The organism is Hyalangium versicolor (genome assembly GCF_020103695.1).
In the GTDB taxonomy this organism is placed as follows: domain Bacteria; phylum Myxococcota; class Myxococcia; order Myxococcales; family Myxococcaceae; genus Hyalangium; species Hyalangium versicolor.
Window position 1 is genome coordinate 158,650 of record NZ_JAHXBF010000014.1, and the last position, 26,882, is coordinate 185,531.

At 67.2% G+C, this 26,882-nt stretch carries 25 protein-coding genes and 2 tRNA genes; 5 read left to right on the forward strand and 22 right to left on the reverse strand.

Annotation, left to right across the window (positions count from 1 at the left end; all coding sequences use genetic code 11):
- Nucleotides 1-40: 40 nt before the first annotated feature.
- Genes KY501_RS28085 through KY501_RS28095 form a run of 3 tightly spaced genes read right to left on the reverse strand, consistent with a single transcriptional unit; the run spans nt 41 to nt 2,198 of the window.
- Nucleotides 41-985, reverse strand: a complete 945-nt coding sequence (locus KY501_RS28085; RefSeq protein WP_224366542.1) for an NAD-dependent epimerase/dehydratase family protein — start codon at nt 983-985, stop codon at nt 41-43.
- A gap of 54 nt (nt 986-1,039) precedes the next feature.
- Nucleotides 1,040-1,996 carry a UDP-glucuronic acid decarboxylase family protein gene (locus tag KY501_RS28090; RefSeq protein ID WP_224366543.1) on the reverse strand — a complete coding sequence of 319 codons (957 nt, stop codon included), beginning with the start codon at nt 1,994-1,996 and terminating at the stop codon, nt 1,040-1,042.
- A gap of 16 nt (nt 1,997-2,012) precedes the next feature.
- Nucleotides 2,013-2,198: a ribbon-helix-helix domain-containing protein gene (locus KY501_RS28095; RefSeq protein WP_224246170.1), complete on the reverse strand. Its 186-nt coding sequence runs from the start codon at nt 2,196-2,198 to the stop codon at nt 2,013-2,015.
- A 102-nt stretch (nt 2,199-2,300) separates the two neighbouring features.
- Between KY501_RS28095 and KY501_RS28100 the strand changes: the two genes are divergently transcribed.
- Complete coding sequence (locus KY501_RS28100) at nt 2,301-2,918, forward strand: hypothetical protein (RefSeq protein WP_224366544.1); 618 nt, start codon at nt 2,301-2,303, stop codon at nt 2,916-2,918.
- 57 nt (nt 2,919-2,975) lie between these two features.
- Here KY501_RS28100 and KY501_RS28105 read toward each other — a convergent pair whose 3' ends face one another.
- The 8 genes from KY501_RS28105 to KY501_RS28140 all read right to left on the reverse strand — a co-directional run bounded on the left by KY501_RS28105 (nt 2,976) and on the right by KY501_RS28140 (nt 9,737).
- Complete coding sequence (locus KY501_RS28105) at nt 2,976-3,338, reverse strand: cupin domain-containing protein (RefSeq protein WP_224366545.1); 363 nt, start codon at nt 3,336-3,338, stop codon at nt 2,976-2,978.
- Between the two features lie 27 nt (nt 3,339-3,365).
- Nucleotides 3,366-4,316 (reverse strand): SPOR domain-containing protein, encoded by a 951-nt coding sequence (locus KY501_RS28110; RefSeq protein ID WP_224366546.1) that lies wholly within the window; start codon nt 4,314-4,316, stop codon nt 3,366-3,368.
- 100 nt (nt 4,317-4,416) lie between these two features.
- Complete coding sequence (locus KY501_RS28115; RefSeq protein WP_373691647.1) at nt 4,417-4,815, reverse strand: integration host factor subunit beta; 399 nt, start codon at nt 4,813-4,815, stop codon at nt 4,417-4,419.
- A 52-nt stretch (nt 4,816-4,867) separates the two neighbouring features.
- The gene (locus KY501_RS28120) at nt 4,868-5,632 is read right to left on the reverse strand and encodes a hypothetical protein (RefSeq protein ID WP_224366547.1); all 765 of its coding nucleotides are present in this window, start codon (nt 5,630-5,632) and stop codon (nt 4,868-4,870) included.
- Nucleotides 5,633-5,649: 17 nt separating this feature from the next.
- Nucleotides 5,650-6,696: a tRNA 2-thiouridine(34) synthase MnmA gene (mnmA, locus tag KY501_RS28125; protein WP_224366548.1), complete on the reverse strand. Its 1,047-nt coding sequence runs from the start codon at nt 6,694-6,696 to the stop codon at nt 5,650-5,652.
- 174 nt (nt 6,697-6,870) lie between these two features.
- Nucleotides 6,871-8,139, reverse strand: coding sequence for a CCA tRNA nucleotidyltransferase (locus KY501_RS28130; RefSeq protein WP_224366549.1), 1,269 nt, complete (start codon nt 8,137-8,139; stop codon nt 6,871-6,873).
- A 26-nt stretch (nt 8,140-8,165) separates the two neighbouring features.
- A tRNA-Arg gene (locus KY501_RS28135) sits at nt 8,166-8,239 on the reverse strand.
- Nucleotides 8,240-8,369: 130 nt separating this feature from the next.
- On the reverse strand, nt 8,370-9,737 hold the full coding sequence (locus tag KY501_RS28140; RefSeq protein WP_224366550.1) for a hypothetical protein: 1,368 nt from the start codon (nt 9,735-9,737) through the stop codon (nt 8,370-8,372).
- Between the two features lie 85 nt (nt 9,738-9,822).
- Here KY501_RS28140 and KY501_RS28145 point away from each other — a divergent pair, with 85 nt between their 5' ends.
- Nucleotides 9,823-11,211: a hypothetical protein gene (locus KY501_RS28145; RefSeq protein WP_224366551.1), complete on the forward strand. Its 1,389-nt coding sequence runs from the start codon at nt 9,823-9,825 to the stop codon at nt 11,209-11,211.
- On the opposite strand, the gene KY501_RS28150 is transcribed toward KY501_RS28145, so the two are convergent.
- The gene (locus tag KY501_RS28150; protein ID WP_224366552.1) at nt 11,189-11,791 is read right to left on the reverse strand and encodes a hypothetical protein; all 603 of its coding nucleotides are present in this window, start codon (nt 11,789-11,791) and stop codon (nt 11,189-11,191) included. The genes KY501_RS28145 and KY501_RS28150 overlap by 23 nt on opposite strands.
- A 128-nt stretch (nt 11,792-11,919) precedes the next feature.
- Nucleotides 11,920-12,711, reverse strand: a complete 792-nt coding sequence (locus KY501_RS28155) for a 4'-phosphopantetheinyl transferase family protein (protein ID WP_224366553.1) — start codon at nt 12,709-12,711, stop codon at nt 11,920-11,922.
- Between the two features lie 184 nt (nt 12,712-12,895).
- Here KY501_RS28155 and KY501_RS28160 point away from each other — a divergent pair, with 184 nt between their 5' ends.
- Nucleotides 12,896-13,876 carry a TerC family protein gene (locus tag KY501_RS28160; RefSeq protein WP_224366554.1) on the forward strand — a complete coding sequence of 327 codons (981 nt, stop codon included), beginning with the start codon at nt 12,896-12,898 and terminating at the stop codon, nt 13,874-13,876.
- Here KY501_RS28160 and KY501_RS28165 read toward each other — a convergent pair.
- From KY501_RS28165 to KY501_RS28195, 7 genes are all read right to left on the reverse strand, one after another.
- On the reverse strand, nt 13,873-14,202 hold the full coding sequence (locus KY501_RS28165) for a YacL family protein (protein WP_224366555.1): 330 nt from the start codon (nt 14,200-14,202) through the stop codon (nt 13,873-13,875). The genes KY501_RS28160 and KY501_RS28165 overlap by 4 nt on opposite strands.
- A 200-nt stretch (nt 14,203-14,402) precedes the next feature.
- A tRNA-Val gene (locus KY501_RS28170) sits at nt 14,403-14,474 on the reverse strand.
- Between the two features lie 58 nt (nt 14,475-14,532).
- On the reverse strand, nt 14,533-14,811 hold the full coding sequence (locus KY501_RS28175; RefSeq protein ID WP_224366556.1) for a hypothetical protein: 279 nt from the start codon (nt 14,809-14,811) through the stop codon (nt 14,533-14,535).
- Between the two features lie 22 nt (nt 14,812-14,833).
- Nucleotides 14,834-15,259 (reverse strand): SCP2 sterol-binding domain-containing protein, encoded by a 426-nt coding sequence (locus KY501_RS28180; protein ID WP_224366557.1) that lies wholly within the window; start codon nt 15,257-15,259, stop codon nt 14,834-14,836.
- Between the two features lie 11 nt (nt 15,260-15,270).
- On the reverse strand, nt 15,271-16,884 hold the full coding sequence (locus KY501_RS28185; RefSeq protein ID WP_224366558.1) for an Hsp70 family protein: 1,614 nt from the start codon (nt 16,882-16,884) through the stop codon (nt 15,271-15,273).
- Nucleotides 16,885-16,974: 90 nt separating this feature from the next.
- Complete coding sequence (locus tag KY501_RS28190; protein ID WP_224366559.1) at nt 16,975-19,092, reverse strand: ATP-dependent helicase; 2,118 nt, start codon at nt 19,090-19,092, stop codon at nt 16,975-16,977.
- Between the two features lie 50 nt (nt 19,093-19,142).
- Complete coding sequence (locus KY501_RS28195; protein ID WP_224366560.1) at nt 19,143-20,834, reverse strand: HEAT repeat domain-containing protein; 1,692 nt, start codon at nt 20,832-20,834, stop codon at nt 19,143-19,145.
- A gap of 130 nt (nt 20,835-20,964) precedes the next feature.
- On the opposite strand from KY501_RS28195, the gene KY501_RS28200 reads away from it, so the two are divergent.
- Together KY501_RS28200 and KY501_RS28205 are read left to right on the forward strand one after the other, a co-directional pair.
- Complete coding sequence (locus KY501_RS28200; RefSeq protein ID WP_224366561.1) at nt 20,965-21,846, forward strand: CHAP domain-containing protein; 882 nt, start codon at nt 20,965-20,967, stop codon at nt 21,844-21,846.
- An 18-nt stretch (nt 21,847-21,864) separates the two neighbouring features.
- Nucleotides 21,865-24,087, forward strand: a complete 2,223-nt coding sequence (locus KY501_RS28205; RefSeq protein ID WP_224366562.1) for an FUSC family protein — start codon at nt 21,865-21,867, stop codon at nt 24,085-24,087.
- A 24-nt stretch (nt 24,088-24,111) separates the two neighbouring features.
- On the opposite strand, the gene KY501_RS28210 is transcribed toward KY501_RS28205, so the two are convergent.
- On the reverse strand, nt 24,112-24,618 hold the full coding sequence (locus KY501_RS28210; RefSeq protein ID WP_224366563.1) for a response regulator: 507 nt from the start codon (nt 24,616-24,618) through the stop codon (nt 24,112-24,114).
- Nucleotides 24,611-26,881, reverse strand: coding sequence for an ATP-binding protein (locus KY501_RS28215; protein WP_224366564.1), 2,271 nt, complete (start codon nt 26,879-26,881; stop codon nt 24,611-24,613). The genes KY501_RS28210 and KY501_RS28215 overlap by 8 nt, the downstream gene beginning before the upstream one ends.
- Nucleotide 26,882 lies beyond the last annotated feature (1 nt).

The following is a 26,882-nucleotide window of genomic DNA, read 5'->3' on the forward strand; positions in this document are numbered from 1 at the left end:
CATGTCGGGCACTTGGCTCGCTGCGGCGTAGCCAGACGCCCTACCCGGCCGCCCGGGAAGGCTCACGGGCCTTGGCGCGGAAGTACTCCACCGTCTTGCGGAGCCCGTCGGCCAGGGCCACGGTCGGCCGCCAGCCGAGCACCTTCTGCGCGAGCGCCGGAGTGATGCACGAGCGGCGCTGCTCGCCCGGCTTGCCCGGAGCGTGGGTGACGGGAGTGGTGGAGCCAGCGCCCTCGGCCAGCAGGGCGTAGAGGCGGTTGATGTCCGTCTCGATGCCGGTGCCGATGTTGATCGCGCCCACGTAGTCCTTCTCGAAGGCCAGCAGGTTGGCCCGGGCCACATCCGGCCCGAAGACGAAGTCGCGCGTCTGCCCGCCGTCACCGAAGATGGTGCACTCGCGGCCGGCGACGAGGCGCTGGGCGAAGATGGCCACCACGCCAGCCTCGCCGTGCGGATTCTGCCGGGGACCGTAGACGTTGGCGTAGCGCAGGGCCACGTAGTCCAGCCCGTATTGGGCCTTGTAGTAGCCCAGGTAGAGCTCGCCCGAAGCCTTGGACACACCGTACGGAGACACGGGGCGCGTCGGATGGGACTCGGGCGCGGGGAAGATGTCCTGCTCGCCGTAGATGGCGCCGCCGGTGGAACTGAAGATGACCTTCTTCACGCCGGCGGTGCGCGCGGCCTCCAGGAGATTGAGGAAGCCCAGGATGTTGGCGTCGGCGTCGAAGCGGGGATCCTCCACGCTGCGACGCACGTCCATCTGCGCGGCCAGGTGGCAGATGGCCTGTGGGCGCTCGGAGCGGATGAGCTCAGCGGCCTCGGGGCTGCGGATATCCAGCACCGCCAGCTTCACGCGAGGGTCCAGGTTCTCCCGTCGACCACTCGACAGGTTGTCGAGGGCGACCACCTCGTGTCCCGCGCGCAGGAACTCATCGCACACGTGGGATCCGATGAAACCCGCACCTCCCGTCACCAGCACTTTCACGCTGACACTCCCGCCACCGCCCGTGGCTCTCAAAAGTCCAGAATCGTCGCCAACTTAAGGACCGCCGGGTGGGCGGGCAATGGCGCGGAAGTAGGAAATGGTCTCCCGAAGACCTTCCTCCAGGGGCACTCTCGGCTCCCACCCCAGCAGGGTGCGGGCCCGGGAGATGTCTGGCTGGCGCTGCTTGGGATCGTTCTGGGGCAACGGGCGGTGGATGATCTTCCCTCCCCCGCCCGCGATGGCGCGCACGGCCTCGGCGAACTGGAGGATGGTCATCTCCCGAGGGTTTCCGATGTTCACCGGATCCGTCACATCGGACTGGGCGAGCCGCACCAGCCCGTCCACCAGATCCTTCACGTAGCAGAACGAGCGCGTCTGCGTGCCATCGCCGAAGACGGAGAAGTCCTCGCCGCGCAGGGCCTGGCTGACGAAGGCGGGCACGACGCGTCCGTCATTGAGGCGCATCCGCGGCCCGTAGGTGTTGAAGATGCGGACGATGCGCGTCTTCACTCCGCGCACGCGCCCGTAGGCAGAAGTGATGGCCTCCGCGTAGCGCTTGGCCTCGTCGTACACCGAGCGCGGGCCAATGGGGTTGACGTTGCCGTAGTAGCCCTCGTGCTGAGGGTGCACGAGCGGATCGCCATACACCTCCGAGGTGGAGGCCATGAGGAACACGGCCCCCTTGGCTTCGGCCAGCCGCAGGCCGTTCTCCGTGCCGATCGAGCCCACCCGGAGCGTCTCGAGCGGCAACTGGGCGTAGTCGATGGGAGAGGCCGGAGAGGCCAGATTGAAGACGTAATCCAGGGGGCCCGCGACGGAGAGCCCCTCCACGATGTCTTGCTTGAGGAACTCGAACCCTTGCCGCCCGCGCAGGGTGCGCAGGTTCTCGTCCGCTCCCGTGATGAAGTTGTCCACCGCGACGACCGCAGCACCGTCGTCCAGCAACCGCTCGCACAGGTGGGATCCTACGAAGCCCGCTCCGCCGAGCACCGCCGCCCGCTTGCCTCGCATTCCTGTCACCCGCCCCTTACTCCGTGAGCTCGTCGAACGTGGCCTGGCCGGGCAGCTGCGCCTTGTACTTGTCGAGCACCAGATCGATCCCCTGCCGGATGTACTCGGCCACGGGCACCTTGGTCTTCTGGTTCAACGCCTTGAGGCGCTCGTTCTGCTCGGGGGTGATGTAGATGGTGGTGCTGATCTTCTTTCGAGCCATGGCGATATGTGAAAATATATGGAATGACGTGGCCCGTGAAGGAAACGGCTGCGCCCCCCGTGGGTGGGCCGATCGAGCCCTCCGGGAGCAGGCATGTCATCAATGAAATCGTGGGCTTACGCGAGCCTCTGGGCACTCGCCGTGCTGGCTGGGTGCTCGGGGGACAAGGCCGGAAAACGGCCTGCGACGGAGGCCGAACCGATCGGAAACCAGCCCACCGCGCGCGAGTCGATCCGGCCGCCGCGGGACAAGAACGAGAAGGTGAAGGAGCTGGATCTCAACCGGGACTACAAGCCGGATGTGTGGCTGTACACGGTGGAGGACAAGGGTCCGGACGGGCAGCCGCGCGAGCGCAAGGTGCGCAAGGAGATCGACTTCAACGGGGACGGCCGGGTGGACATCACCCAGTACTTCAACGAGCGCGAGGAGAAGGTCCGCGAGACGATGGACCAGGACTTCGACGGCAAGGTGGACTCGACGCTGCTGTACGAGAAGGGCGTGAACGTGCGCACCGAGCGGGACGTGGACGGCAACGGCCGCACGGACGTGTGGCTCTACTACGAGAAGGGAAAGCTGGCCCGCAAGGAGCGCGACACGAACGGCGACGGCAAGGTGGACAACTGGGAGTACTGGGAGAACGGCCAGGTGGATCGGATTGGCGATGACCTGGACAGCGACGGGAACGTGGATCGCTGGACGAAGAACCCCAACGCTCAGTAGGTCGCGAGGGCCCTCCCCCACTCCGAACAACGGGAGGGCCTGCGCACCGGGCTGTGGCTACGGCTTGCTGGTGCCGACGCGGCCGTACGAATCCTCGAGCCGGACGACGTCATCGAGCTCGGGGGTGCTGACCTCGAGGATGTCGCAGTCGGTGAGGGCGACCATGCGGTGCTTCATGAGCGGCTTGATGTGGTAGCTGTCTCCGGGATTCATCTCCTTCTCGATGAGCCCCTGGCCCTCGTCGACGACGAAGAGCAGCTTGCCGCTCTGGACGTGGATCGTCTCGTCCTTCTTGTTGTGGTACTGCAAGCTGAGCTTGTGCCCCTGCTTCACGTGCAGGAGCTTGCCTACGTAGCGCTCGGTGTGAGCCCAGATCAGCTCATGGCCCCAGGGCTTCTCCACCCGCCTCGTCGCTGTCATGTCGCTTCTCGTTCTTCCTGTCCCGCTCTAGTTCGCTCCGGCCACGAACGCATCGAGCTGGGTTTCACGCTTGAAGTCCGCCAGGTACCGCGTTGCAGCATCCTTGGAAGGAAAGCTGCCCATGCGGACACGGTACCATGTGCCCTTGTGGGGCACCTCGGCGGCGACGATATAGGGGGCATAGCCCCTGTCGCGCAACCGGGCGGCGAAGCGATCAGCCTCCGCCTTGGTCTGGAAGGCGGAGAGCTGGAGCGTGAAAGCGCCTCCAGGAGCGGCCTCCGCGGGACGCTGCGTGGCCCGGGCAATGGCCTCCTTCAGGCCCCCGCTCGGCGGCGGAGTGGTCGTCCGGGTGGGAACGGACTCCTCGGCCGCCGGACCGGGAGCAGGCTTGGAAGCGGCGGCGGCGGCGGCGGTGGGAGCAGGCTTCTCGGCGGGAGCGGGCTTCTCAGCGGCGGCAGGGGCCGCGGGCTGCGGGCGCTTCACCGCGGCGAGCGCGGCGAGCTCTTCATCCGCGGGGTTGAGAGCAATCTCGGAGTTGCCGGCGGGCTTGTCCGCGGGCTTCTCGGCAGCGGGAGCAGGCTTCGGGGCTGGAGGCGTGGGAGCGGCGGCCGTGGCCGTAGGCTTCGCCGCCGGAGCAGCGGCGGGAGCAGCGGCCGCTGCGGCGGGCTTCGGCGCGGGAGCCTTTGCGGGCTTGGGCTCGGGCTCAGCGGGCGTGGCGGACTTGCGGGTCAGCTCGTCCTGGAACGTGAGCGGAGGCTCCTTCTGGACCTCCTGGAGCGCCTGGGCATTGGCGTCGAGCGCCGAGAGCAGGTCGGGCGCCTCGGAGGCCTGGGCGTTGCCAGCGAGCTTCTTGCCCACGACGACGCCGAGCACGAAGACGGCACCCATCACGACGATCCCGGCGATCAACAGGCTGACGATCTGCCGGTTGTCGAGGGAGACGTCGAACTTCTCCTTCATCCGATGAGTATCCCGCATGGTCGTGGCGTTCCTCGTGCGCTGGCGATCGGCCGGGCTGATCCCGTGTTGCGGCCTGTAGCGCCAACGGTTCGGAAGGTACGCTCCACCTCCGGGTCGGTCAAATTCGCGGAGCCTCCCCACCCGTTACGCCCGGGTGCGTATTGAGCGCCGAGGCCCCCATCACGGAGGTGGAAGGCAAACGGAGGGGGAGGCGCGAGACAGGCTCTGGAGCTGGAAGGGCGCGGTTGATGCGCTCACGCAGTTCCTTGCCGGCGGCGAACGACACGGCGAACCTGCGCGAAAGCGCCACGGGAGCCCCCGTCTTGGGGTTGCGGCCGATCCGGGCGGGGCGAGCCTTGAGACAGAAGCAGCCGAACCCGCGCAGCTCGATGCGCTCTCCAGCCTTCAGGGCCTGGGTCATCTGTTCGAAGATGGCGTTGACGACCGCCTCGATCTGCCGAGGATGGAGCTGAGGCGCCTTCTGCGCGATGCGTTCGACGAGCTGGCTCTTGGTCATGTTCCCCCACTCTACAAACCCGGGGTGACACGACTCCGCGCCCCACGGCGGATCAGCGCAGGCGCAGATCCATGGGGCCCTCGATCTTCAGGGCGTTGCCCGCGGCCGTGTGGATCATCACCTCGGCGTCATCGGGGAGGATGAGGCGCACGGTGCGCCCGAGCGGAATCTGTCGGTCCTCGAGCAGCACCGCGGTGGTGAGATCATCTGTCTCGGCGACCGCGAAGCCGTCGGTCACCTCGACCGTGATCCCGTCATCTCCGAGCGGCCCCGCATGGATGTACGGGACCTTGGGGCGAAAGGGAGGCGCGGGCAGCGGCTTGGAGGGGCCGTCGGGCCGGGGACCCGAGGTGAGCTTCTCCATGCCGTTGGGAGTGAAGAAGGCCTTGAAGTAGTCGCTCGTGGTGAGTTGGGTGTTGGCCTTGGGCGGGGTGATCTCGACGTTGGTGTAGCGCGCCGCCACGAGCCGCTGCGCGGGAGGGATTTCCTGGAAGATGCCCTCGGTCCACCGCCGGGTGGGGAGGTTGGACCCGAGCAGCTTCGCCTCATCCGCATCGCCCACGTCGAGCTCGTCCCCGTTGTCGAGGAAGCGCAAGCCCCCGCCGAAGAACTCGAGGAGCGCGGGGCCCGTGGCGAGGATGTGCTCATCCGCGCGGAGGTGCGAGCCCACGGGGATGGGGCGCTTGTCCTTGCCGACGACACGCAGCACAGGGGCCCCCGCGGCGTGCAGTCCCGCGATGGGCTTGTCCGATGGCTTCTTGCAACCTCCGGCGAGTGCGAGCACCGCGATCACGAGAAGGACGGGTCGACGCGCCATGCTCACCTCCTGCCGGATCAGACGATCCAGCCTCCGCCGAGCACGCGGTCTCGATCGTAGACCACGGCGGCCTGGCCGGGAGTGACGGCGCGAGCCGGCTCATCGAGCTTCACGGAGACCAACCCGTGAGGAGAGATCTCCACGCGACCCGGAGCGCCCGCGTGACGGTGGCGGATGCGGACCTCGACGGTCTGCTCCGGCGGCGGAGGCGCATCTACCCAGTGCGGCTGGAGCAACCCGAACGAGTCCCTCCCGGAGGCGGCAGCGGAGCCGACGACGACACGGTGGGTCTCGGGCTCAATGCGCTGGACGTAACGGGCCTCCCCTCCTCCGAGGTTCAGGCCGCGGCGCTGGCCGACGGTGAACCGGTGGATCCCATTGTGGCTGCCGAGCACCTGGCCCTCGGTGTCGACGATCTCTCCAGCAGGCTGCGGCCCAGCCACTTTCTCCACGAAGCCTGCGTAGTCACCATCCGGCACGAAGCAGATCTCCATGCTCTCGGGCTTGTGGCTGGTGGGCAGGGAGTGGCGCTCGGCGACGGCGCGGACCTCGGCCTTGGTCATGTCACCGACGGGGAAGAGGACGTCGGACAGCTCGTTCTGGCCAAGCGTGAAGAGGAAGTAGCTCTGGTCCTTGGCGAGATCACGCGCTCGGCGGAGTACGAAGCGCTCGCCCTGCTGCTCCACCTGGGCGTAATGGCCGGTGGCCAATCGGGCGCCAAGCGCACGTGCACGCTTGAGGAGGAAGTTGAACTTCACGTCCCGGTTGCAGCCCACGCAGGGGATGGGGGTGCGGCCACCGAGGTAGGACTGAACAAAGGGGTTGATGACGCGGTCCTTGAAGATCTCCTCGGCGTTGGCAACGTAGAAGGGAATGCCGAGTGTCTGGGCGACGGCGCGCGCGTCATCGATATCATCGGGACTGCAGCAACTGCCGCACTGGGCCTTGCCCTCATAGGACCAGACCCGCAGGGTGATGCCGATCACCTCGTGACCCTGCTCCTTGAGGAGCGCGGCGGCGGCCGAGGAGTCCACTCCACCGCTCATGGCAACGACGACTCGCATGACGTCCTTCCTACACACCGGCCCATCCGGTTGCGAGGCTTCGACGAGAGCCTCGAAGGCTTCCAGACAGAGCGCACACCCGCACCTCTCTGAAGAGAGGGCTGGAAAGAGGGTTTAGCGCCACTGTGCTCCTCCGGGAAGAGGAGAACACGGATCCTCGGGGCCAGGGTGGGCTCAGCGGCCCTTCCCTGCCTGCCAGGAACGCAGCAGTTCCTTCAACCTCTCGGATTGGTTGAGGGAGGGATCGTCGAGTACGGACTCGAGGAGATACCGGGTGGCCTCTCCGACCACCTTCGAGGGCCCGACACCCAGCGTGGCCATGATGTCCCCGCCCGTGAGCGCGAGTTCCTTGGCACTGAGCGGAGGCCTCGCAGCGGCCAGGGTCCGAAGCCGCTCCTGGAGCCGCAGGAAGTCGGGGAGCCGTTCCGGTGCACGCACCTGGATACGGGCGTGGGCGACCGAGAGCAGGGGCTCGACATACTCGAGCCCTAGCCGGGCGAGCAGGCGCCGGAGCGCGGGAGCGGAGTCTGCTGTGCGCTTCTCCAGGGCAGCGTGCTCCACGAGGAGCCCCACCGTATCGGCGACCTTGTTGGGGAACTTCAGCCGGATGCCGATGTCACGAGCTTGAGGACCAGTGACGAGATCGGCCAGTAGTGCGGCGAGCCGGAGTTCCACCTCTGCGGGAGCCACATGGGCTGCGGCACGGGCCTGACGTGCGGCATCGGCATCCGCTCGCGCCAACTCGGGGAGGAAGACCTCCAGGAGTCCCGTCTCCGAGAGCAGCACGAGACCGGACTCAGCGCGTGGGGAGAGGAGCAGCTTGACGAACTCCTCGCGGACACGCTCGAGGGCGACCTTGCGGAACACGGGGAGCGTGGGAGGAATGGCGGCTCGGGTGGCGGGCTCGAGCGTGAAGCCGAGCACGGCAGCAAAGCGCACGGCCCGCATGGGACGCAGACCGTCCTCGGAGAAGCGCTCGTGGGGGTCGCGGACACACCGGATGACGTGGGCCTGGAGATCCGCCTGTCCGCCGAACGGGTCGACGAGCTCCTTGCTGAGGGGATCGTAGGCCATCGCATTGATGGTGAAGTCGCGGCGCGAGAGATCCTCGGTGATGTCGCTCTCGAACTTGACGGAGCTGGGGCGGCGGCCGTCGTGATAGTCGCCCTCGCTGCGGAAGGTGGTGACCTCCACGTGGGTGCCACCACTGAGGACGGTGACGGTGCCGTGCTGGATGCCGGTGGGAATGACCTTCTTGAACGCGCCCTGGACCTCGTGAGGGTGCGCGCTGGTGGTCACATCGAAGTCCTTGGGAGGGACGCCTCGGACCATGTCGCGGACGCAGCCGCCGACGAGGAAGACGGCGAAGCCCAGCTCGCGGAGACGGCGGAGGACATCAAGGACCGGGCGCGGGATGTCCGCGTTGTGGAGATTCGCGAGCATCAGTCACGCCGCAGGAGAAAACGAAGTGACCCCGACAGGAATCGAACCTGTGGCCTGCGGTTTAGGAAACCGCCGCTCTATCCAACTGAGCTACGGGGCCAGATGACGGGCGGTTTATAGCAGGTCGACCGATCGGCGCAACGAAAGCCAGATCTCCACAACCGAGCCCTGTCCGCTACCACGGGGCTCTGGCATGTCAGCGTCTCGGAGACAACGTTCTACTCCTCGGGTCACTGCTGGCTGGACTCCGCCGTGACTCCCGCATCACTCCCCAGCCGCCGCTTGAGTGCGTCCAAACCCTTGCCCCCCGTCTCGCGGACTCTGTCCAGCAGGCCGTCGGCCTCGTGCGAAACCTTCTCGGGAGTGATCTCCCCAACACCCTGGCGCACCCGGTCCATCCAGACAATGGGGGCGTAGATCTGCTTCGCCTTCTCCGGCCCTAGCACGGTGACAAGGATGTTCTCTACCCCACCCGCCCGCGCGATCAGCGCCTGCCCCAGAATCACCGCTGCACGTTGTTGCTGTAACACGGGCAGCGAATCCCCGTGCCGACGCATCTCCTCGGCGCTGGCTCGCATCTCCTCGCGCTCCTTCTCGCCGAGGTAGGAACTGCCCGCCAGCTTGTCGAGGTACTTCGCCGACTCTTCATAACGCTCGCGCCGGAAGTGGATGAAGGCCCAGCCCCACCACGTCAACTCGTTCTCCACTCCCAGCTTCTCCAGCGAACTCAGGCCCCTCTCGATGTCCTCCTCGGCGGCACGCTCCCGCTTGAGCCCCATGCGGTTCCAGGCCCGCAGGAAGTAGCCCGCGGCGAGCAGCGTCTCTCGCGACTGCTCTCGGGTGGCCCCTCGGACCGCGGGAAAATCTTCCGCCGGAATCGCCTCCGCCTCGGAGAGAAAGGCATTCAGCTCCTCCTCGGCCGCGTAGTGATACCCCGCCTCGCAGAATGACAAGCCCCGGTTGGCTCGGACGGCCACGCGCAGCACGGGCGACCATGAGGGCTGGGGCGTCGCACGCGACAGCTCGTAGAACACCAGCTCCGAGGCGGGCAGCCGGTTGCCCCGGTCGGCGCTGTCCAGCACGATCCAGATGCTTGCCATGAGGGCGTGTTCCTGTCCTGCGTCGTAACCCGGCAACAGTGGCGACTGATTCGGCATCCACTTCGACCAGATCAGGGGGAACTCGTCCTCGTCGCGCTTCTGCAGCGTCTTGCGCGCCTTGTAGAACGCGATGCCCAGGTCGAGGTAGCTCTGGGCCGCACGCCGGGTCTCCTCATCCGTCAGTGGCTTCTCGGGCAGCGCACGCGTCTCGGCCAGTGCCTTCCAGAGCAGCGCGATCTCTTCCGGCGCGTTCGGTTCACCCTGCGCCCGTATCGTCAGCTTGAGGGCACGGTAGGGCACGAGCGTCACGGAGTCTCGAATGCGCTTCTCGATCTCTGCCCGCTCCTTCGCAGCTCGTTCGGCGTCCGAGGCTCGGCAGCCCCCGCACGCACTGAGGAACACGAGCACGAGCGCGGCGACGCGGGTCCGCACACGGTGCGGGGAGGAGCATGGGCGCAGCAAGCCCTGATCAGACGACATCTCGGTAGGTGTCCTCATCGGGTTCTCCCCAGCAGGCTACCTCACCTTCGAGTGATTCAATGCCTGCCTGCTCCAGTGGTGGAGCATCCGCAGGGGGGACAGCATGAGCATGAGAATCGGGGGTTCTTCCTTCTCCAGGCCGGCCGAGGTTCGCTCGGAGCCACAGAAGGTGCAGCAAAAGGCCGAGCAGCCCCAGCCTTCTTCTTCCTTCCAGAACGGCGCCTCGAGCTTCGAGTCTGGACGCCGCGCCCCCGTGGCGCTGAACGTTCCACCCCCTCCCCCACCCGTGCAGACTCCGCAGGCCAGCTCCCTGCGCACCGAGCGCCTGGGAGACGGACGAAGCAACTGTCTGGAGAAGGCCGCCACCCTGGCCCGGCCCGGCGACAGTGTGGTGCTCTTCAGCGACAAGCGCGACAGCGTGGGCCACGCGGTGGTGCAGCACCCGGACGGCTCGGTGACGGATCCCAACCGCCCCACGCAGAACTACTCGAGCATGCAGGCATGGCAGCAGGCCAATCCGCAGTACCAGTCACCCGTCTCGGTGCCGCAGGAGACGCTGTCACGTGTGCTCTCACTGCCTCCCGGAGCCCAGCGCGATCAGGCCCTGAAGGAGGCAGGATTGAGCGCCGTGGCGGGCCGCAACGTGGCCGATGGGCCCGCCCCCGGGACGCTGGGCGAGCTGGGCTACCTCACCGTTACCGTCTCCGGCGGCCTCAACATCCGCTCCAACCCCCAGGTGTCTGATCAGACATGGTTGGGCAAAATCCCTGCCGGTACCGTGCTGGTCGTCCAGCCTCCTCCGCCGGGCGTGACTCCCCCAGACGACGGGAAGAACTGGACCTATGTCCGAAGCCCTCCGCTGCAACCCAACGGTCAGCCCATCGAAGGCTGGGTCAGCGCCGATGCTCAATACGTCGAGAAGAAGGGCCCTCCCTCTCCCAGCACCACAGGCACCACGCCATCCACAGGCAACACCACCCCCGTGACCACTCCGACCCCGGTCACCTCCGTGCCCGTGACGGCAGGCACTCCCGCGGAGACCGCCGCAGCCATGTTCACGGAGGCCCAGGGCCGTCTCAATACCGAAGCCCCCCCAGACACCACGTGGGACTACAGGTGCCTGCCGTTCGTCTCCGACGTCGCGCAGGCCACCGGCATCAAGGATCCGGCGCTCACCTACTCCCAGACTCCCAAGGACGTGATCGCCACCCTGCAGAGCGAGGGCAGGCTCCATCCCATGAGCGAACCGCCTCCCCCAGGCGCCATCGTCCTCTGGGACAAGGGAGGGTACCCAGACACCAACGGTAACTACGTCCAGACTGGCCATGCAGCCATTGCCACTGGCGATCCCTCCAAGCCCTACATCACCACGAAGGTCTCGGACGAGAGCGGAGTGACCCAGCGCGGCATCAACTCGCTCGAGGCGGATGCCCAAGGCAACTGGTCTCCGACTCCTCCCGTGGGCTGGTTCATCCCCGAGAACCCGAGCTGACCTCGCGCTCGTCAGGCACCAGCAGCGCGAGCAGCGTCGAGAGCGGCACCTGCTCCCGGTCCTCCTGGCCTTCCCGAATGAAGACCAGGGGGTCGCTCGGCTCCGGAGAATCCAGTCGGATGACCAGCCACGCGCCGCCCTCGCCCAGCATGGCCGCGCCGAACTCCTCCGCTTTCGACAGAGGCGTCGGCATGAACTTCAGCTGGGAGATGTCGCGCATCAGGTCGCCTCCCCGGAAGCGCGCGTCCGGCCACCGGATGTCATACAAGAAGGCGCGAATAGGCTCCGGGAGATGCCGGCCCGCGAGGCGCTGAGGCTTGACGAAAACCGGCTTCCGGTAGACTCCGCCGAGCCGCCCCACCTGCCGAAGGACAGCGGGAGCCGGGCGGCCGGTGGCGCTCGAAACGGGCGGGCTCAGGGTGGGCTCGCTTCGGTCGACGAACGTCTGCAGCATTCCCAACATCGTGCTCGCAACGCCCAGCAGCACCCCAGCGAACAGACCTGCCGCATTCCACCGATTGGCCCCGTCCCAGAACGAGAGGAGAAAGAGCGCACCGCTGACGACTGCCAGGATCAACATGGCCGAGCCTCAATCACGGAAAAGAGGCTGGGGATTCACCCAGATCCCAGCGATCATGTCCAAGCCCTGCCAAGGAAGAGAGCCCTTACCTCCCTCGCCGATGTGCATTCCGTTCGGTGAGCCCTCCCTCAGTCCCGAGCCTCCATCACCTCCGCCGGCTCCTCCAGTCCGAGGGGCACCACGCGCTGGCACCGCACTTGGAGTGACTGTCCCCGAGGCCGGCACACCGCCAACGCCGCCTGGTGCCGCGCCGAGGGCCGAAGCTGGACGAACTGCCACCGCTCAGGCTCGTCTCGCAACCGAGGATCGAAGGAGATCGTCGGAAGCCGCCCGGGCCGCAACTCGAACGCGAAATGCGCCAGCGGCAGCGAGAGTCCCATCCCTCGCGCCTTGATGTACGCCTCCTTCAGGGTCCAGTACTCGAAGAAGCGCTCCTGCTGGCGCTCCACCGGCAGCGCTCGGAGCGCCTGCGCCTCGGAGGGCGCGAAGTAGTGGTCCGCCAGGCTCACCGTCTCGCCCGGGCGCAGCGCATCCTCCACATCCACGCCCACCTCCGCCCCATGCGCCACCGCCACCACCGCCATCCCGTCCGTATGGGAGAGATTGAAGTGGAGCCTCGGTAACCCCTCTCCGTGCACCTCCGGCCGGCCGTACTCGTTGGTGCGGAAGGACCACGCCTCCGGCGCCACGGGCGCGTACCGGCTCAACGTCAGCCGTACCAGCGCATGTGAGACCAGGTACTGCCTGCGGTGCTTTTCGAAGTGGAACCTTCGCTGCTTCTCACGCTCCTCGGGGTTCAGCAGCCCCAGGTACGCCTCGAGCAGCCGAGGCTCGGAAATCTGCTCGGGTTCCACGATCCAGACGTGGACCTCGTCTGGGGCCAGGGACATCAACGCCGACGGCGAAGGACTCGACGACATGGCGGCCTAGCGAAGCAGGCTCCCCGCCTGCTTGTCATCTCCGAGCAATCATTCGGTTTTTCCGATGTAATCCAGCCAAATTTCCTATTTGCCGAATATTCAGCCGGTTCCTATTTCCAAGGTTGGCCCTCACCTTTCAACGGTGCCCCGTTGACTGGCCCCCGTATCCGGAGACGCATCGACCATGGAAATTCAGAGTGTTGGCAGCCCATTGCTCTGGGCGGGGTTCATCGCCTTCGTCCTCGCCATGCTTGCCCTGGACCTGGGCGTGTTCCACCGCCAATCCCATGAGGTGCGCTTCAAGGAGGCGCTCGTCTGGAGCGGCGTCTGGGTGTCGCTCGCCCTGCTCTTCAACCTGGGAATCTGGTGGCACTTCGGCACCGAGCCGGGCGTGCAGTTCCTCACCGGCTACCTGATCGAGAAATCACTCTCGATCGACAACATCTTCGTCTTCGTCATCGTCTTCTCGTCGCTGCGGATCCCCGCCATCTACCAGCACCGGGTGCTCTTCTGGGGCATCCTCAGCGCGCTGGTGCTCCGCGCGATCATGATCTTCGCCGGCGTGGCGATGCTCCAGCGCTTCCACTGGCTCATCTACGTCTTCGGCGCGTTCCTCATCTTCACGGGCGTGAAGCTCTTCCTCAACCGCAACAAGGAAGAGCATCCGGAGAACAGCGCCGCCATGCGCTGGGCCCGCCGCGTCATCCCCTCCACCAGCCAGTTCCACGGCCACCACTTCTTCACCCGGGACAATGGCCGCTGGCTGGCCACCCCGCTGCTCATGGCCCTGCTCCTCGTCGAGGTGACGGACGTCATCTTCGCCCTCGACTCCATCCCCGCCATCTTCGCCGTCACCCAGGACCCGTTCCTCGTCTTCACCTCCAACATCTTCGCCATCCTCGGCCTGCGCTCCCTGTTCTTCCTGGTCGCCGGCATGGTGGAGAAGTTCAGCTACCTGAAGATCGGCCTGTCCGCCGTGCTCGTGTTCGTCGGCGCGAAGATGACCCTGGTGGACTTCGTGAAGGTGCCCGCCGCCGTGTCCCTCGGCGTCATCGCCCTGCTCATCGGCGGCTCCGTGCTGGCCTCGTTCCTCAAGGCGCGCTCGGATGAGGCCGCCAAGGGCAAAGAGGCGCACGGCCGCACGGCTTCCGGCACGACGCCCTAACGCACCGTCTCCAGGAAACGGAGCCAGGACTCGACCATCTCCTCGAACTCCTCCAGCGTCACCTCACGCACCCGGCCGGGGACGGCGATCTCGCTCTCGATGATGGCCCGCCCCCGGCTCAGCTTCACGCTCCAGGACTCCCCGTCCGCCAGCCACGACGAGTGGCTGCCCCGGCGCAGCGCTCGGATGATGTCGAGCAACCGCTTGCACCGGCGCGGATCGTTGCGAACCTCCTCGGACAGGTAATGGGCAAGGACGTCGTCTGGCGGCTCCCCGAGGGCTTGGACGTGCCCCTCCTGGTCCCATGTGAACCGCAGTTTGTGCATCGCTCGACTCCTGGACCCCGCGCCAGTGTCGCATGGAGATCACCCCGCTGAGCAGGGCTTGCAACGCTTCGTGTCAGGTGCAGGGGCCCGCGAGCAGGGCTCCGCCGCCCGAAGTGATGGCTACCGGGCAACTCGAAGCCAGAAAAAGCGAAAGGTCGTGAGCCCTGGGGAATTCATCCCGGACTCACGACCTCTCTGAGTGGGCGCAGCAGGGTTTGAACCTGCGACCCCTGCCGTGTGAAGGCAGTGCTCTACCGCTGAGCTATACGCCCGTGGCGCCGTTGCGACGCGGGGGTAAATGCCATCCGCCCCCTCACGTGTCAACGCTATTCAGCCGTCGTTGAGTGAGTCCAGCTTCTCGTCCAGTTCGCGCAGCCGGCGCTTGAGGCTGGAGAGCTTCTTGCCCACCGCCTTGAAGTCGCTTTTGGGGGCGAAGTTCAGGGCGCGCATCAGCTCTTCCTGGCCCTTGTCGAACGCCTGCTTGCCCCGCTGAACCTTCCCGATGGCATTGGCGACCTGCATGGCGCGCTTCTCGTCCGCCATGAGCTTCTCCATCGCCTTGCTCGAGACGCCCAGCGCCTTCTTCTTCAGCTCATCCGCGAAACCCATGTGAGGTGCCCCCCGCGGACCGTCACCGGTCGTCGATGAACTCGGTCTTCAGCGCAGCGAAGACGCGATCCGCGATCCCTTTGTACCTCATCCGCTCGATGAGCGGTTGGAGATCGCCCTTCACGGAGATGCGGCGCTTGAGCACCGCCTCCACCGGGTCCAGCGTCCCCTGGAGGAGCTGTTTCCACACGGAATACGGCGCCCGAGCCACATAGGCGGGCTCGAACTCGTCCAGATCGTCCGGATCATCCAGCAGCCGGAGCTTCTCGAGGCGGCCGTTCTTGGGGGTGATGTGGATGACGAAGACCTTGGCCAACTTACCCGGCTCGGGGTCCACCACCGCTCCGAAGTCGCCGGTCCACCCCTGGCCCGCCGCCACGGCCTCACGGTCCTCGTTGGTGAGCCGGACTGCCTCCTCACACCACTCCTTGGATGGAAACTTCGGCATACCGTCTCCCGCTACCTGCGGCGGAACACCCGGGTGATGCTGGACAGGAGTCCACCGCTGCCCTCGGAGGGCTGTGGCTCGGCCGGGGGTGGCTCCTTCGGGAGCGACTCCTCGATGGCCTTCTTGAGCGCCTCGGGCGTGTCCCGGGTGGCTAGGTCCACCTTCTTCATGGTGGCACCGTCCTCCACCAGCACCTGGAGGAGGCACTCCTCCGTCAGCTTGAAGTCGATCTTCCGCCCGGCGAACGCGGCCGGCAGGCGCACCGTGCCCAGGTACTCGTTGTCGACGATCAGGTCGCTGTCACCCTGGTAGATGTCCAGCTCGATGTGGGGCGAGTTGGCATCCCTTGGGGTCGGCAGCCGGAAGCTCTTCACCACCGGGATGAGCGTGTTCTTGTCGATGATGCGCTTGACGCGATTGTTGGGCAGCCCGTAGCCGATGGGCATGGACAGCGCGTCCAGCAGCGTCACCGAGTCAATGCTGCCCAGCGAGTCCCCCAGCAGCGCCGCGCCCAGGGCCACGCACTCGTCCGGATGCACGCCCTTGCGTGGCGGCTTGCCGAAGTGCTCCTGGATCTTCTGCTGCACCAGCGGCATGCGGCTCTGGCCACCCACGAGGATGATCTCGTCGATCTCCGAGCGCTTGATGCCCTTCTCCTCGAGCACCCGGTCGCAGATCTCGAAGGTCCGGTTGACCAGGTCTCCCGTGAGCGCGTTGAGCACGTCGCGGGTGAGGGGGATGCGCAGGTCCACCGGCTTGCCCTTGCGCTCCTCGATGAAGGGCAGATCGATGAGGACGTTGAGGCGCAGGGTGAGATCGATCTTCGCCGCCTCGGCGGCGTTCTTGATGCGCTGCAGGGCGATGGGGCTCTGCGAGAGATCGATCCGGTGCTCCTCCTGGAACTTCTCGAGCACGTAGTCGATCACCCGGTTGTCGAAGTCCACGCCGCCCAGGAAGGTGTCTCCACCGGTGGCGAGCACCTCGAAGACGTTGCCGGTGAGCTGCAGCACGGACACGTCGAAGGTGCCGCCGCCCAGGTCATAGACGAGGATCTTCTGATCCAGGCCGCGGTTGAAGCCGTAGGCGAGCGCGGCGGCGGTGGGCTCGTTGACGATGCGCTTCACGTCGAAGCCGGCCAGACGCCCGGCCTCCTTCACCGCGTTGCGCTGATTGTCGTTGTAGTAGGCCGGCACCGAGATGACGGCCTCTTGAATGGGCCCGCCGAGGAACTGCTCGGCGATGGTCTTCAGCTGCCCGAGGATGAGGCTGGCCACGTGGGGCAGCGAGTACGTCTTCCCACCCAGGTTCACCGCCGCGTCCCCGTCCGCCCCCTCGACAATGTCGTAGTTGAAGTAGCTCTTGAGCTCTTCGACGACCTTGGAGTGGTACTTGCGTCCGATGAGCCGCTTGGTGCCGTAGAGCGTGTTCTTCGGGTTCGTCACCATCTGATCCTTGGCGACGCCACCGACCTGCAGGTCTCCCTTGCTCGAGAGCGCCACCACGGAGGGGAGGATGAGGTTGCCGCGATCGGTGGGGACGATCTTCGGGATGCGGTTGCGCACGGACGCGACCAGCGTATTGGTCGTGCCCAGGTCGATCCCGACGATGCGAGGTTTGTCCGCCATGGAAATCCAGAGGCGCTGATCAGACGAGACGCAGCGCCCTCCACTTCTGTATCACGTCAATGAGCCGCACGCCCGTTTCTGGCCATCGCCCTACGGGTCGACATCGGACTCCGGGTCTGGAGGAGCCCCCACCCCGGGCGCAACCCCACCCTCCAACGCCTTCATGCCCTCCAGGCGAGGAAGCACCGGTGTCTCCATCGCCTCCAGGATGAGCCGGTCATACGGAGCGTCCTCTGCCACGGGCAGTTCTTCGATGAACCGCGACTGGCGGAGGATGATTCGCGCCCCATCCTGGGGGTTCGTGGTGAGCGGGTAGATGAGCGACAGCTCGTCCTTGGCCCGGGTCACCGCCACATAGAAGAGCCGCCGCTCCTCCTCCTCCTCCTCCGGGTTGCGGATGGCCGTGATCAGCGGGAACCGCCCCTCGGACAGCCAGATGACGAACACGGCCTTCCACTCCAGCCCCTTGGCCTGGTGGACGGTGGAGAGCGTCAGGAACTCGTCCGGCTCCTCCCCGGACATGGCGTCCTCGGCGGAGAACTCGGCAACCAGGGCGATCTCGGACAGGAAGCGCGGCAGGTCCTCGAAGCGGCTGGCGTACTCGGCCAGTTGGCGGATGTCCTCCTCGCGGCGCTCCTCGGCGACGAACTCGGCCCGGAGGTACTCGCCGTAACCGCCCGTGAGCACGTCCTCCACGAGCTGCCCTGGGGTGCGCGCGGCGTCCGGCCGGGTGAGGCGCGCCACCATCGAGGTGAAGCGGGTGAACCCCGAGGACCCCTTCCGAGGCACGTGGCGGCGGACATCCGGGTGGCCGAGCCGCTCGTGGATGGGCTGCTCCGGCGGCAGGGTCAGGAGGGCGGTCCAGAGAGACTCGGCGGTCGCCGGGCCCACCCCGGACACCAGCCTGATCACGCGCTTGAAGGCCAGCTCGTCGCCTGGGTTGTGGGCGAAGCGCAGGTGGGCCAGCACATCCTTGATGTGGGCCTGCTCGAAGAAGCGCACACCGGAACGGACCCGGAACGGGATGCCGCGCTTCGTCAGCTCGAGCTGCAGCTCCATGGAGTGGCTGTGTGCCCGGTAGAGCACCGCCATCTCCTCCAAGGGTGTCCCCTCGTCTCGCAGCTCCAGCACGCGCTGGGCGACGAACGCGGCCTGCTCGTCCACGTCCTTGGTGGGCACCAGCACAGGCCTCGCGCCGCTCGGGCGCTCCGCCTTGAGCTGCTTGGGGAACTGGCGCTGGTTGAGCGCGATGGAGGCGTTGGCCAGCTGGAGGATCTCCGGCGTGGAGCGGTAGTTGCGCGTCAACGGGTACACGCCGCAGCCGGGGTAGCGCTTGGGGAAGTCGATGATGTTCGTGAAGTCCGCGCCCCGGAAGCTGTAGATGGACTGGCAGTCGTCCCCCACCACCGTCAGGTTCTTCCGCTCGCCCACCAGCAGATCCACCAGATCTCCCTGGAGGCGGTTGGTGTCCTGGTACTCGTCCACGAGGACGCACTGGAACCGCTCGACGAGCTGCGTGCGCACCGACTCGTGCTCGGCCAGCAGCCGCTTCAGGTGCAGCAGCAGGTCGTCAAAGTCCATCAGGTTCATCTGCTGCTTGCGCTGCTGGAAGCGCAGCGCCACGGCCAGCACCTCCTCCGCCAGCGGCAGGAACTGCGGCCGGTCCTGCACCAGCACCTCCGACAACGAGCGCTGCAGGTTGATGGCCGTGGACACCATGTCCAGCACCACCTCCGCTCGGGGGAAGCGCCGCTCCTTCGAGATCTTCCGCTCGGCGATGCACGAGGCCATCAGGTCCCGCACATCCTCGCGATCCAGCACCGTGAAGGCTTGGGAAAACCCCAGGTTCTGCGCGAACTGCCGCAGCAGCGCGTGCGCCGCGTGGTGGAAGGTGCCCCCGAGGATCCGGCGCACGTCCACGAAGCCTCCGGCCAACTCCTCCACCCGCCGCGTCATCTCTCTCGCAGCTTTGTTGGTGAAGGTGAGCAACAGGATGCCCTCAGGGGGAATCCCGCGCTCCAGCAGCCGCGCCACCCGGAATGTCAGCGTCCGCGTCTTGCCCGAGCCCGCTCCAGCGATGACCAGCGCTGGTCCGTCCCCGGCCTCCACGGCCTGGAGCTGCTCGTCGTTCAAGAGCCCCGCATAGTCGATCCGCAAGGCGGGCTTCGCCGGAGCAGCGACCTTCAGCGTGTAGGTTCGCGTGGCCATGAGCCCTCCGACTCTAACCTCCGCACTCGCGGCGGGCAGGGAAAATCTGTTCAGTCCCCTCGCGCGGAGATCGCGGCGAGCCGAGCCGCCGCCGTAGCGCGAACTTCCGGTGAAGGATCCCGCTCCTTCGCCACCTGCAGGAGCACCGGAGCGAGCTTGGGCAGCTTCGCTCCCACCGCGCCCAGCGCCTCCGTGCGCTCCTTCACCGCGCTGACCAGGCGCTCATGCACCTGCTGATCCCGGCACAGGCGCACGCCTGCGTTCTGCTGGCGCAGCAGCAGCTCCGCGTCCGCCAGCCGGGCCTCCGAGAGCTTCACCGCATCCTGCGCCGCCCGCTCGAAGGCGCTCAGATCCTCGGGGAACTCCGTGGCCTGCTTGCGCGCCTGAGCGATGGAATCCAACGCAAAGCGCGCGTTCTCCGCCGCCGCGCAGAGCTGACGGGCCGAGGCCAACGGCACCCCACCCTCGGAGGACACCAGCTCCTCCTTCGCCACCCCGAGCGCCCACAGCGCCAGCTGCCGCGCCGCCACCGCCGCCGAGAAGGGCTGGCGGCGCTCCTGGCGAATCTTCACCCAGCGGCGCAGCACCACCGGATCCGGGTTGTTGGTGTCGAAGGCGCGCTGGTACTCGGTGGCCGCCAGATCCAACTGCCCAGTGAGATCCAGCAGCGCCGCGATGGTCAGGTACACCTCCGCGCTGCTCGCGCGCTCACGCAGCGTCTCCAGCCGCACCGCCACCTCGTACTCGGCCACGTCCCGAGGCAGGGCGCGCAGCACCGTCTGAAGGCTCTCCAGCGCATTGAGGCGGATCAGCGGGTTGCGCGCCGTGCGAAACGCGTTGAGCAGCGGATCCACCGCGCGCACCGACACGTGCTGTCCCAGCTCCTCCGCCGCCTGCCAGCGATCCAACGGATCCAGCGCCGCGAGCGACTGCTGCAGATCCCCGATGTCCCGCAGGTAGAAGTCCACCCGCGAGGCCTGGGCCAACGGCTCCTTCGAATTCAGCGTCTCACGCACCGCCTTCGCCCGAGCCAGCCGCTGGGGAAAGTCCTTCAGCTGCGGCCCCAGCGGATGCGCCTTCACCTTCGCCTCGGCATCCTCCAGGAGCCCCGAGACGAGCAGTCCCTCCACCTCCAGATCCAACAGCCGCACCTTGGCCTCCTCGCGGTGCTGGCCCGCAGGGAAGTCCCGCAGGTACGCAAACAGCTTCGTCGCTCCCGAGGCCCGCGCCTGCGCGAACGTCTGATCGTCCAGCCGCGCCTCCACCTCCTGCCGCCGCGGATCGTCCCCTGCCTGGCGCAAGTAGGCCGAGAGCTGCTTCGGATCCGCCGTCGTGCTCAGCTCCTTCTGCTCGGCCTCGGCCATCAGCCGCTTGGCCTCCTCGCGCTGCGACCCGTCCGGGTGATCCGCCAGGAACTGCCGCCAGGCGGCCAACGTGCCCGCCTCCTTCGCCGCGTTGAAGCGCAGGCCCTCCAGCAGAGAGCGCGCCGCGTGGGCCTGCGCCGCCTCCGGATGCGCCTCCAGGAAACGCTTGTAGGCCAGCACCGTGTGGAGCTTCTGCGCCTGCGTGAACTCCAGCTCCTCGACACGAGCCTCGGCCGCCTCGGCCATCTCGTCCTTCGGGTACTCGCTCAGGAACTGCTGATAGGCCTCCACCGTGTCCGCGTCCTTCGCGTGCTGGTACGCCTGGGACGCACAACCTGTGACAGACAACAGCACCGCGAGCGCGAGAACCCTGAGCATCCCCTCACACTTATCCCACCCTCCTGGAAACGGAAAACCCAAGCCTCCACGCCCGGTTGTCTGGGTAGGTATTTTGACGACACAGCCGGATGGATCGACCATGTAGCACCTGGACTCACAGGGAGGTCTCATGAGGTTCATCGCGCTGCTGGCCGGGATGGTGTGGATGACGGGGTGCGCCACGGGTGCCACGGGAGCGCCTCTGGGCGGCCGGATGGCCTACGAGAACTTCCGGTACCGGCCTGCTACTCCCGCGGCCATGCCTCGAGGCATTCCGGACGAGGACACGCAGGACGAGTCCGAGGAGGCCATCGCCGAGGCTTCGCCGAGCACCGATCATCGCACCACCGTGGATGCGGCGAGGCGTCAGGCGAGCCCCGCCACGGCCACGTCCCGGGAGTCTCGCGCCAACTCGAAGAAGCGCGCGAAGCCCACGCCCCGCCCGGCCCCTGCGCGCGATGCCCGCGAGACGGTGCTCGCCACCGCCCGCGCGCTGGTCGGCAAGTCCCAGGTGAAGGTGGGAGGCCGCGCCTACCCCAGTGACTGCACCGGGCTGGTGGAGGCCGTCTACGCCCAGGCCGGCGTGTCGCTGCGAGGCACCTCCAAGCCGGGAGACAACGGCGTCACCGCGCTCTACCGCTACGCGCTGAACCACGGCCGCGTCTACAACGGTGGCCGGCCCGTGCCGGGGGATCTCGTCTTCTTCCGCGAGACGTACGATCAGAACCGCGACGGCCGGCGCAACGACGGGCTCACCCACGTGGGGATCGTGGATCAGGTGGACTCGGACGGCACCGTCACCGTCATCCACCGCGTGAAGCGCGGCGTGGTGCGCTACCGGATGAACCTCTCGAAGCCTGGCGTGGGCAAGGATCCCGACACCGGCAAGATCCTCAACGACACGCTGCGAGCCCCGGGCTCCGGCCGCTCATTCGCCCTCACCGGCCAGCTCTTCTCCGCGTTCGCCACCGTACTTCCAGGCTCGAAGCCGGTGGTCGTCGCGCAGCGATAGCGTTATGTAACGCGCGCCATGATCACCCGGCGTCTGGTCGAGCACTCCAAGGATGTGGCTCGCCTCGCTCCCGTTCGACCCGCGGTGAAGGCGGGGATCCGCGCCTCGCTCGCCGCCATCCTGCCCGCGGTCCTGTCCAACATCCTCCAGCTCACGGGAGGGCTGTGGCTGAGCGTGGGCGGCTTCAACACCTCCTTCGTGGACAAGGGCGGCTCGTACCGGGCGCGCGCATCCACCATGGGAGCAGCCGCCCTGGCCGGAGCGCTCTCCGCCACCGTCGCGGGGCTGGCGAGCATGCACCCCGCCGTTGCGATCCCTGCCGCCCTGCTCTGGGTGACAGCCTGCAGCTATGCCGGCGCGTACGGCACCGCCGCGAGCTTCGTGGGCAACACGGCCGCGAGCACCTTCGTCATCTCCCTGGCCCTGCCGGGCACGGGGCTCGTCGAGTCGCTGGAGCGCGGGGCCTTCGTGATCGGAGGCGCGCTCTGGGCGATGACGCTCTCGCTGGTGCTCTGGCCCATTCGCCCGTATCGGCCCAGCCGTCTGGCCGTCGCCCGCTGCTTCCGGGCGGTGGCGGACCTCGCGGCGGACGTGGGGCACCTCTCCACGCACGCCCAGGGCGATGCTTCCTGGCAGGCGCTGATCCAGCGCCACCACGGGAGACTCCGAGAAACGTTGGAGGAGGCCCGAAACACCCTTGCTGCCACCCGCCGCGGGAGATCCGAGAGCCATCGCGGGGAACGGCTGCTGGTGCTACTCGAAATCGCGGATGCGATGTTCGGCGTCCTGGTCGGGCTGGGCGACGTGATGGAGAGCCTGGTGAACGAGGGCGGCTCCGAGCCCGCCCGGGCGGAGGTGGAGCGCACCCTCTCCGCTGCATCCCAGACGCTCCAGGAACTCGCGCCCATCACCGAGACGGAAGGAGCGCCCCAGCAACTCCCATCCCTGAACTGGGGCGCGGAGGCACTTCGCAAGCTTCTGGACCCTGCCGGCGCGGACAGCGCATCCCCTGCCCTGCCAGCCTCCGCGCAGGTCAAAACGCTCCACGCGGCGCAGTTGCTGGCGCAGCTCCGAGAGTTCGCTGGGCTGGCAGTGGGCAACGCAACCAGCCTCCACGATGATCACCCGACGCACGGTGAGCAGGTGCCCCAGCGTGGAGAGCACTCCGAGCAACGGCCCTCGCTGCTCGAACCGCTGCGGGTGAACCTCACCTGGAAGTCCATGGTGCTCCGGCACGCGCTCCGGGTGGGCGTCACCACGACGCTGGCGGTGGCTGTGGCCAAGGGCCTGAACCTCAGCCACGGCTACTGGGTCACGATCACCGTGCTGACCATCATGTTGCCGTACAGCGGGCCCACCTTCCTCAAGGCCCTGCAGCGCGTGGTGGGCACGGTGGTGGGAGGGATCCTCGCCGCGGCCGTGGCCGCCGAGCTCCATCACCCGTACGCCATCCTGGTGCTGGTGTTCTTCACCGCCGCCATCAGCGTCGCCGTCATCGTCGTCAACTACGGCCTGTTCACCATCTTCGTCACGGTGACCTTCGTGCTGCTGGCCGAGATAGGCAGCGGCGACTGGAACCTGGCCCGGGTGCGCATCATCAACACGCTCATGGGCGGGGCCCTGGCGCTGGCGGGCTCGTGGCTGCTGTGGGAGCGCCCGGAGAAGGAGCTCTTCCCCGAGCAGCTCGCCGAGGCCCACCGGGCACAGCGCGAGTACCTGCGGCAGCTCGTCGCCGCCTACCTGGACGGACGGAAGTTCCTGGATCCGGCGCTCTCGGAGGCCCGGCGCAAGATGGGCCTGGCGACCATCAACGCGGAGACCTCCTTCCAGCGGCTGCTCGCCGAGCCTCGACGGCGGGCCGAACCGATCGAGCCGCCGATGACCCTGCTCGTCTACACCCGCCGCTTCGCCGCGGCGATGATCGCCCTGTTCACCACGCAGCCCCAACAGGCGACAGTGCAGCTCCGCTCCCTCCTGGAGCGCTTCGCCCAGAACGCCGAGAAGGTCCTGGACGATCTCGCCGACGCCGCGCTCCAGGGGCGAAACCCCGCGCCGCTCCCCGACTTCGAGGCCGTCCTCCAGCCGAGCCACGCGCCCACCGTGGAGTCCGCCACCCGACCCGGAGATGACTCGCTGCTCCAGGCCCAGCTCCGCTGGATGGTGCGGCAACTCACCGTGCTCCACGGAGCCGCGTCACGGCGAAGCGCTCCGCCCGAGACGGGACACGCCCCTTCCGCGTGAAGCCACCGCGCCGCCCCGCCGGGCTCACCCCTGCTTCGCGGAGCTCGCGCCCTGTGGCTCTTCGGTCAGAGCGAGCGCCAGCTCATACACCTCATTCTTGTTGAAGGGCTTGCGGAGCTCCGTCAGCCGGTGCCCCTCGCCGAACTCCCGCCGCATGTCCTCCAGGGAGTAGTCCGAGAAGGCCGAGCACAAGACGACGGGCACCGTGGGAGAGACCTTCCGCAGGTGCCGCAGCGTCTCGAAACCATTCCACCCCGGGGGCATGCGGTAGTCCAGGAACACCAGCGCATAGGGCCGCCCCTCGGCCATCGCTTCCCGCACCTTGGCAACGCCATCCCGGCCTTGGAAGACCGTGTCCACCTCGAAGATCTGGCTGGAGGTGCTGGAGCTCGGAGGCGTTACACCGAACAGCGCCTCCTCGAGCCGGGCGAGCTCCTCCCAATCCTGGGAGGGCCCCGGACAGAGGATGCGCTTGAAGTCTTTGTGGATGTCCTCTGAGTCGTCGATGACCAGGATCCGGCGCTTAGACATTCGGTCGCTCGCTCTGCTTCTCCGGGGTGACGGGGAGCTCTAGCGTGAATGTCGCGCCCTTGCCTGGACCCTCGCTGTGCGCGACCAGGGAGCCCCCCAGCTCCTGAGCCGCCAGCGCGCTGGAGTGCAGGCCGAAGCCATGCCCCTCCTCGCGGGTGGTGAAACCGCGCTGGAAGATGCGCGTCAGCATCTCCGGCTCGATACCGATTCCATTGTCCCGCACCTCGATCTGCACGCGCTCGTTGGACAGGGACCGGAGACTCACGGTCAGCCGCCGCTCTGCTTCCGGCAGCTCGTCCAACGCATACTTCGCATTGCTGATCAGATTGACCAGAATCATCAGCACCTTGTGCTTCTCGGTCAGCACGGATGGAACGTCCCCCAGGTTCCTCTCCACCTTAACAGAGTGGCGCGTGAGTGCAGCCTGATTGATGCGCACCGCATCCTCCACCAGCTCCGACAGCGTGGTGGGCTCCAGCAGGTGCAGCGGCATCCGCGCGAAGTTCTGCTGCAGCTTGACGATGGAGCCGATGTGCTCGGTGTGTCGACTGACGTCACTGAGCAGCGTCTGGATCTCCTGGCGCTCGGCCAGCATGTGCTTGCCGAGCCGGCGCAGGAAGGGCAGCGCGTTGCGCCCTCGCGGATCCTGGGTGAGGAAGCTCGCCAGGTCGCCCTGGTGCTGTTCGACCAGGTCCACCGTCCGCTCCACGTTGTCGATCTTCAGCGCGGCCAGCCGCTCCTGGGCCACCAGGGCGGAGGTGTGGACGCTGTTGAGCACGTTGCCGACGTTGTGCAACACGTTGGTGGCGATCTCGGCCCGGCCCACCTGCCGCGCCGTCTCCACGAGCTGCCGGTGGACCTCCGTGAGCTCCTGGGTGCGCTCCACCACGCGCTGCTCCAGGCCCTCGTTGGCCTGCAGCAGCTCTTCCTCTCGCCGCTGGACCTCCTGGGCCATCAACTGGAAGCCCTGGGCCAGCCGCCCCAGCTCGTCATCGCGCGAAGTCTCCAGCGAGACCTTGAAGTCTCCGGCCGCCACCTGGTCCGTGGCCTGGGTGAAGGCCTCCAGCGGGCGGGTGATCTGTTGCCTCAGCGCCCAGTACATCACCGCGAGTTCCACCAACAGGGACGCCAGGCCGAACATGAGGACATAGCGCGCCACGTGGAAGGCCGCCGAGGACACCACTCGTTCGGGCAACACCGTGACGAACTCCCACTCGGGGCCGTGCAGCCGCGCCGCCGCGAGGTACTCGCCATACTCCGGCAGGTGCACCCCGAGTTGCCCGCGCTTCAAGCCCTTCACTGCCTTGACGATGGCCTGCAGGTGCGCGCGGGCCTCCGCGGTGCCGCCTTCCTCGAAGACATCCTCCGGCTTCCGCGGGTCGTTCAGGATGTTGTACGGCTCCACCCCACTCTTCACCCGGAGCCCCGGGTGGGCGATGAGCAGACCGTCATCGCGGAAGAGCAGGTTGTAGCCCTCCGGCAGGTGGTCCAGGACGGTCCGGCGCATCAGCTCGTCCAGGAGCACGTCATGGGAGACCGTCCCCACGTGACGCCCCTCCAGATCCACGGGCGTGACGACGGTGACCATCCAGGTGCGCGAGGGCACATCCTCGAAGATGCCGGTCCAGGCGGACTTCCGGCTCGAGTTGTTCTCGGGCAGACCCAAGGTGAAGTACTCGAGGTTCAGGATCGAGAAGCTGGGATCGAGATCCAGGAAGTACGTCGCCCCCTCCGGCCAGTACCCCACGACGACGCCCTCCGGGAGCATGATGCCGGTGTCCGTAAAGCGGACATGGAAGGCAGGGCCATACAGGGACACCGCCTCGTACGCGGCCAGGAGCCGGCGGCGGAAGTCCGCATCGTCCCTCACGCCCCGAGGCACGAAGACGCCCGGCATCTTCGTGCCATCGAAGCCCTCGCGCTTGTTGCGGATCGTCCCATCCGCCTGGAGCGTGAAGAGGCTCTCGAAGAGCGGGTTGGGATCCTTCTCCCGCCAGGCCAGGATCCGCTCCTGGAAGGCCTTCGCGACGAGCGCGTGGTCATCCTGCGCGAGCAGGAAGATGGCCTGCTCCCGCTGACTGCGCTCCGAGACGCCCCACTCCATCCGCGTGAGCGTCTCTGTGCGGATGGAGCGGAGGATGTGGAGGTAACTGACGAGGGTTGTAAGGGCGATGACCACCGCCACCCGCACGCCCATCTTGATGAGCGTGGATCGAGCCAGGGATGAGCGTGCGCGAGATGATGGGACTGGCGGGTTCGACATC

Bases quoted from the DNA above. Each gene is read 5' to 3' on its own strand.
- KY501_RS28090 (WP_224366543.1), bottom strand. From the start codon at position 1,996: ATGCGAGGCAAGCGGGCGGCGGTGCTCGGCGGAGCGGGCTTCGTAGGA.
- KY501_RS28095 (WP_224246170.1), bottom strand. From the start codon at position 2,198: ATGGCTCGAAAGAAGATCAGCACCACCATCTACATCACCCCCGAGCAG.
- KY501_RS28100 (WP_224366544.1), top strand. From the start codon at position 2,301: ATGAAATCGTGGGCTTACGCGAGCCTCTGGGCACTCGCCGTGCTGGCT.
- KY501_RS28105 (WP_224366545.1), bottom strand. From the start codon at position 3,338: ATGACAGCGACGAGGCGGGTGGAGAAGCCCTGGGGCCATGAGCTGATC.
- KY501_RS28110 (WP_224366546.1), bottom strand. From the start codon at position 4,316: ATGCGGGATACTCATCGGATGAAGGAGAAGTTCGACGTCTCCCTCGAC.
- KY501_RS28115 (WP_373691647.1), bottom strand. From the start codon at position 4,815: ATGACCAAGAGCCAGCTCGTCGAACGCATCGCGCAGAAGGCGCCTCAG.
- KY501_RS28120 (WP_224366547.1), bottom strand. From the start codon at position 5,632: ATGGCGCGTCGACCCGTCCTTCTCGTGATCGCGGTGCTCGCACTCGCC.
- mnmA (WP_224366548.1), bottom strand. From the start codon at position 6,696: ATGCGAGTCGTCGTTGCCATGAGCGGTGGAGTGGACTCCTCGGCCGCC.
- KY501_RS28130 (WP_224366549.1), bottom strand. From the start codon at position 8,139: ATGCTCGCGAATCTCCACAACGCGGACATCCCGCGCCCGGTCCTTGAT.
- KY501_RS28140 (WP_224366550.1), bottom strand. From the start codon at position 9,737: ATGAGGACACCTACCGAGATGTCGTCTGATCAGGGCTTGCTGCGCCCA.
- KY501_RS28145 (WP_224366551.1), top strand. From the start codon at position 9,823: ATGAGCATGAGAATCGGGGGTTCTTCCTTCTCCAGGCCGGCCGAGGTT.
- KY501_RS28150 (WP_224366552.1), bottom strand. From the start codon at position 11,791: ATGTTGATCCTGGCAGTCGTCAGCGGTGCGCTCTTTCTCCTCTCGTTC.
- KY501_RS28155 (WP_224366553.1), bottom strand. From the start codon at position 12,711: ATGTCGTCGAGTCCTTCGCCGTCGGCGTTGATGTCCCTGGCCCCAGAC.
- KY501_RS28160 (WP_224366554.1), top strand. From the start codon at position 12,896: ATGGAAATTCAGAGTGTTGGCAGCCCATTGCTCTGGGCGGGGTTCATC.
- KY501_RS28165 (WP_224366555.1), bottom strand. From the start codon at position 14,202: ATGCACAAACTGCGGTTCACATGGGACCAGGAGGGGCACGTCCAAGCC.
- KY501_RS28175 (WP_224366556.1), bottom strand. From the start codon at position 14,811: ATGGGTTTCGCGGATGAGCTGAAGAAGAAGGCGCTGGGCGTCTCGAGC.
- KY501_RS28180 (WP_224366557.1), bottom strand. From the start codon at position 15,259: ATGCCGAAGTTTCCATCCAAGGAGTGGTGTGAGGAGGCAGTCCGGCTC.
- KY501_RS28185 (WP_224366558.1), bottom strand. From the start codon at position 16,884: ATGGCGGACAAACCTCGCATCGTCGGGATCGACCTGGGCACGACCAAT.
- KY501_RS28190 (WP_224366559.1), bottom strand. From the start codon at position 19,092: ATGGCCACGCGAACCTACACGCTGAAGGTCGCTGCTCCGGCGAAGCCC.
- KY501_RS28195 (WP_224366560.1), bottom strand. From the start codon at position 20,834: ATGCTCAGGGTTCTCGCGCTCGCGGTGCTGTTGTCTGTCACAGGTTGT.
- KY501_RS28200 (WP_224366561.1), top strand. From the start codon at position 20,965: ATGAGGTTCATCGCGCTGCTGGCCGGGATGGTGTGGATGACGGGGTGC.
- KY501_RS28205 (WP_224366562.1), top strand. From the start codon at position 21,865: ATGATCACCCGGCGTCTGGTCGAGCACTCCAAGGATGTGGCTCGCCTC.
- KY501_RS28210 (WP_224366563.1), bottom strand. From the start codon at position 24,618: ATGTCTAAGCGCCGGATCCTGGTCATCGACGACTCAGAGGACATCCAC.
- KY501_RS28215 (WP_224366564.1), bottom strand. From the start codon at position 26,881: ATGTCGAACCCGCCAGTCCCATCATCTCGCGCACGCTCATCCCTGGCT.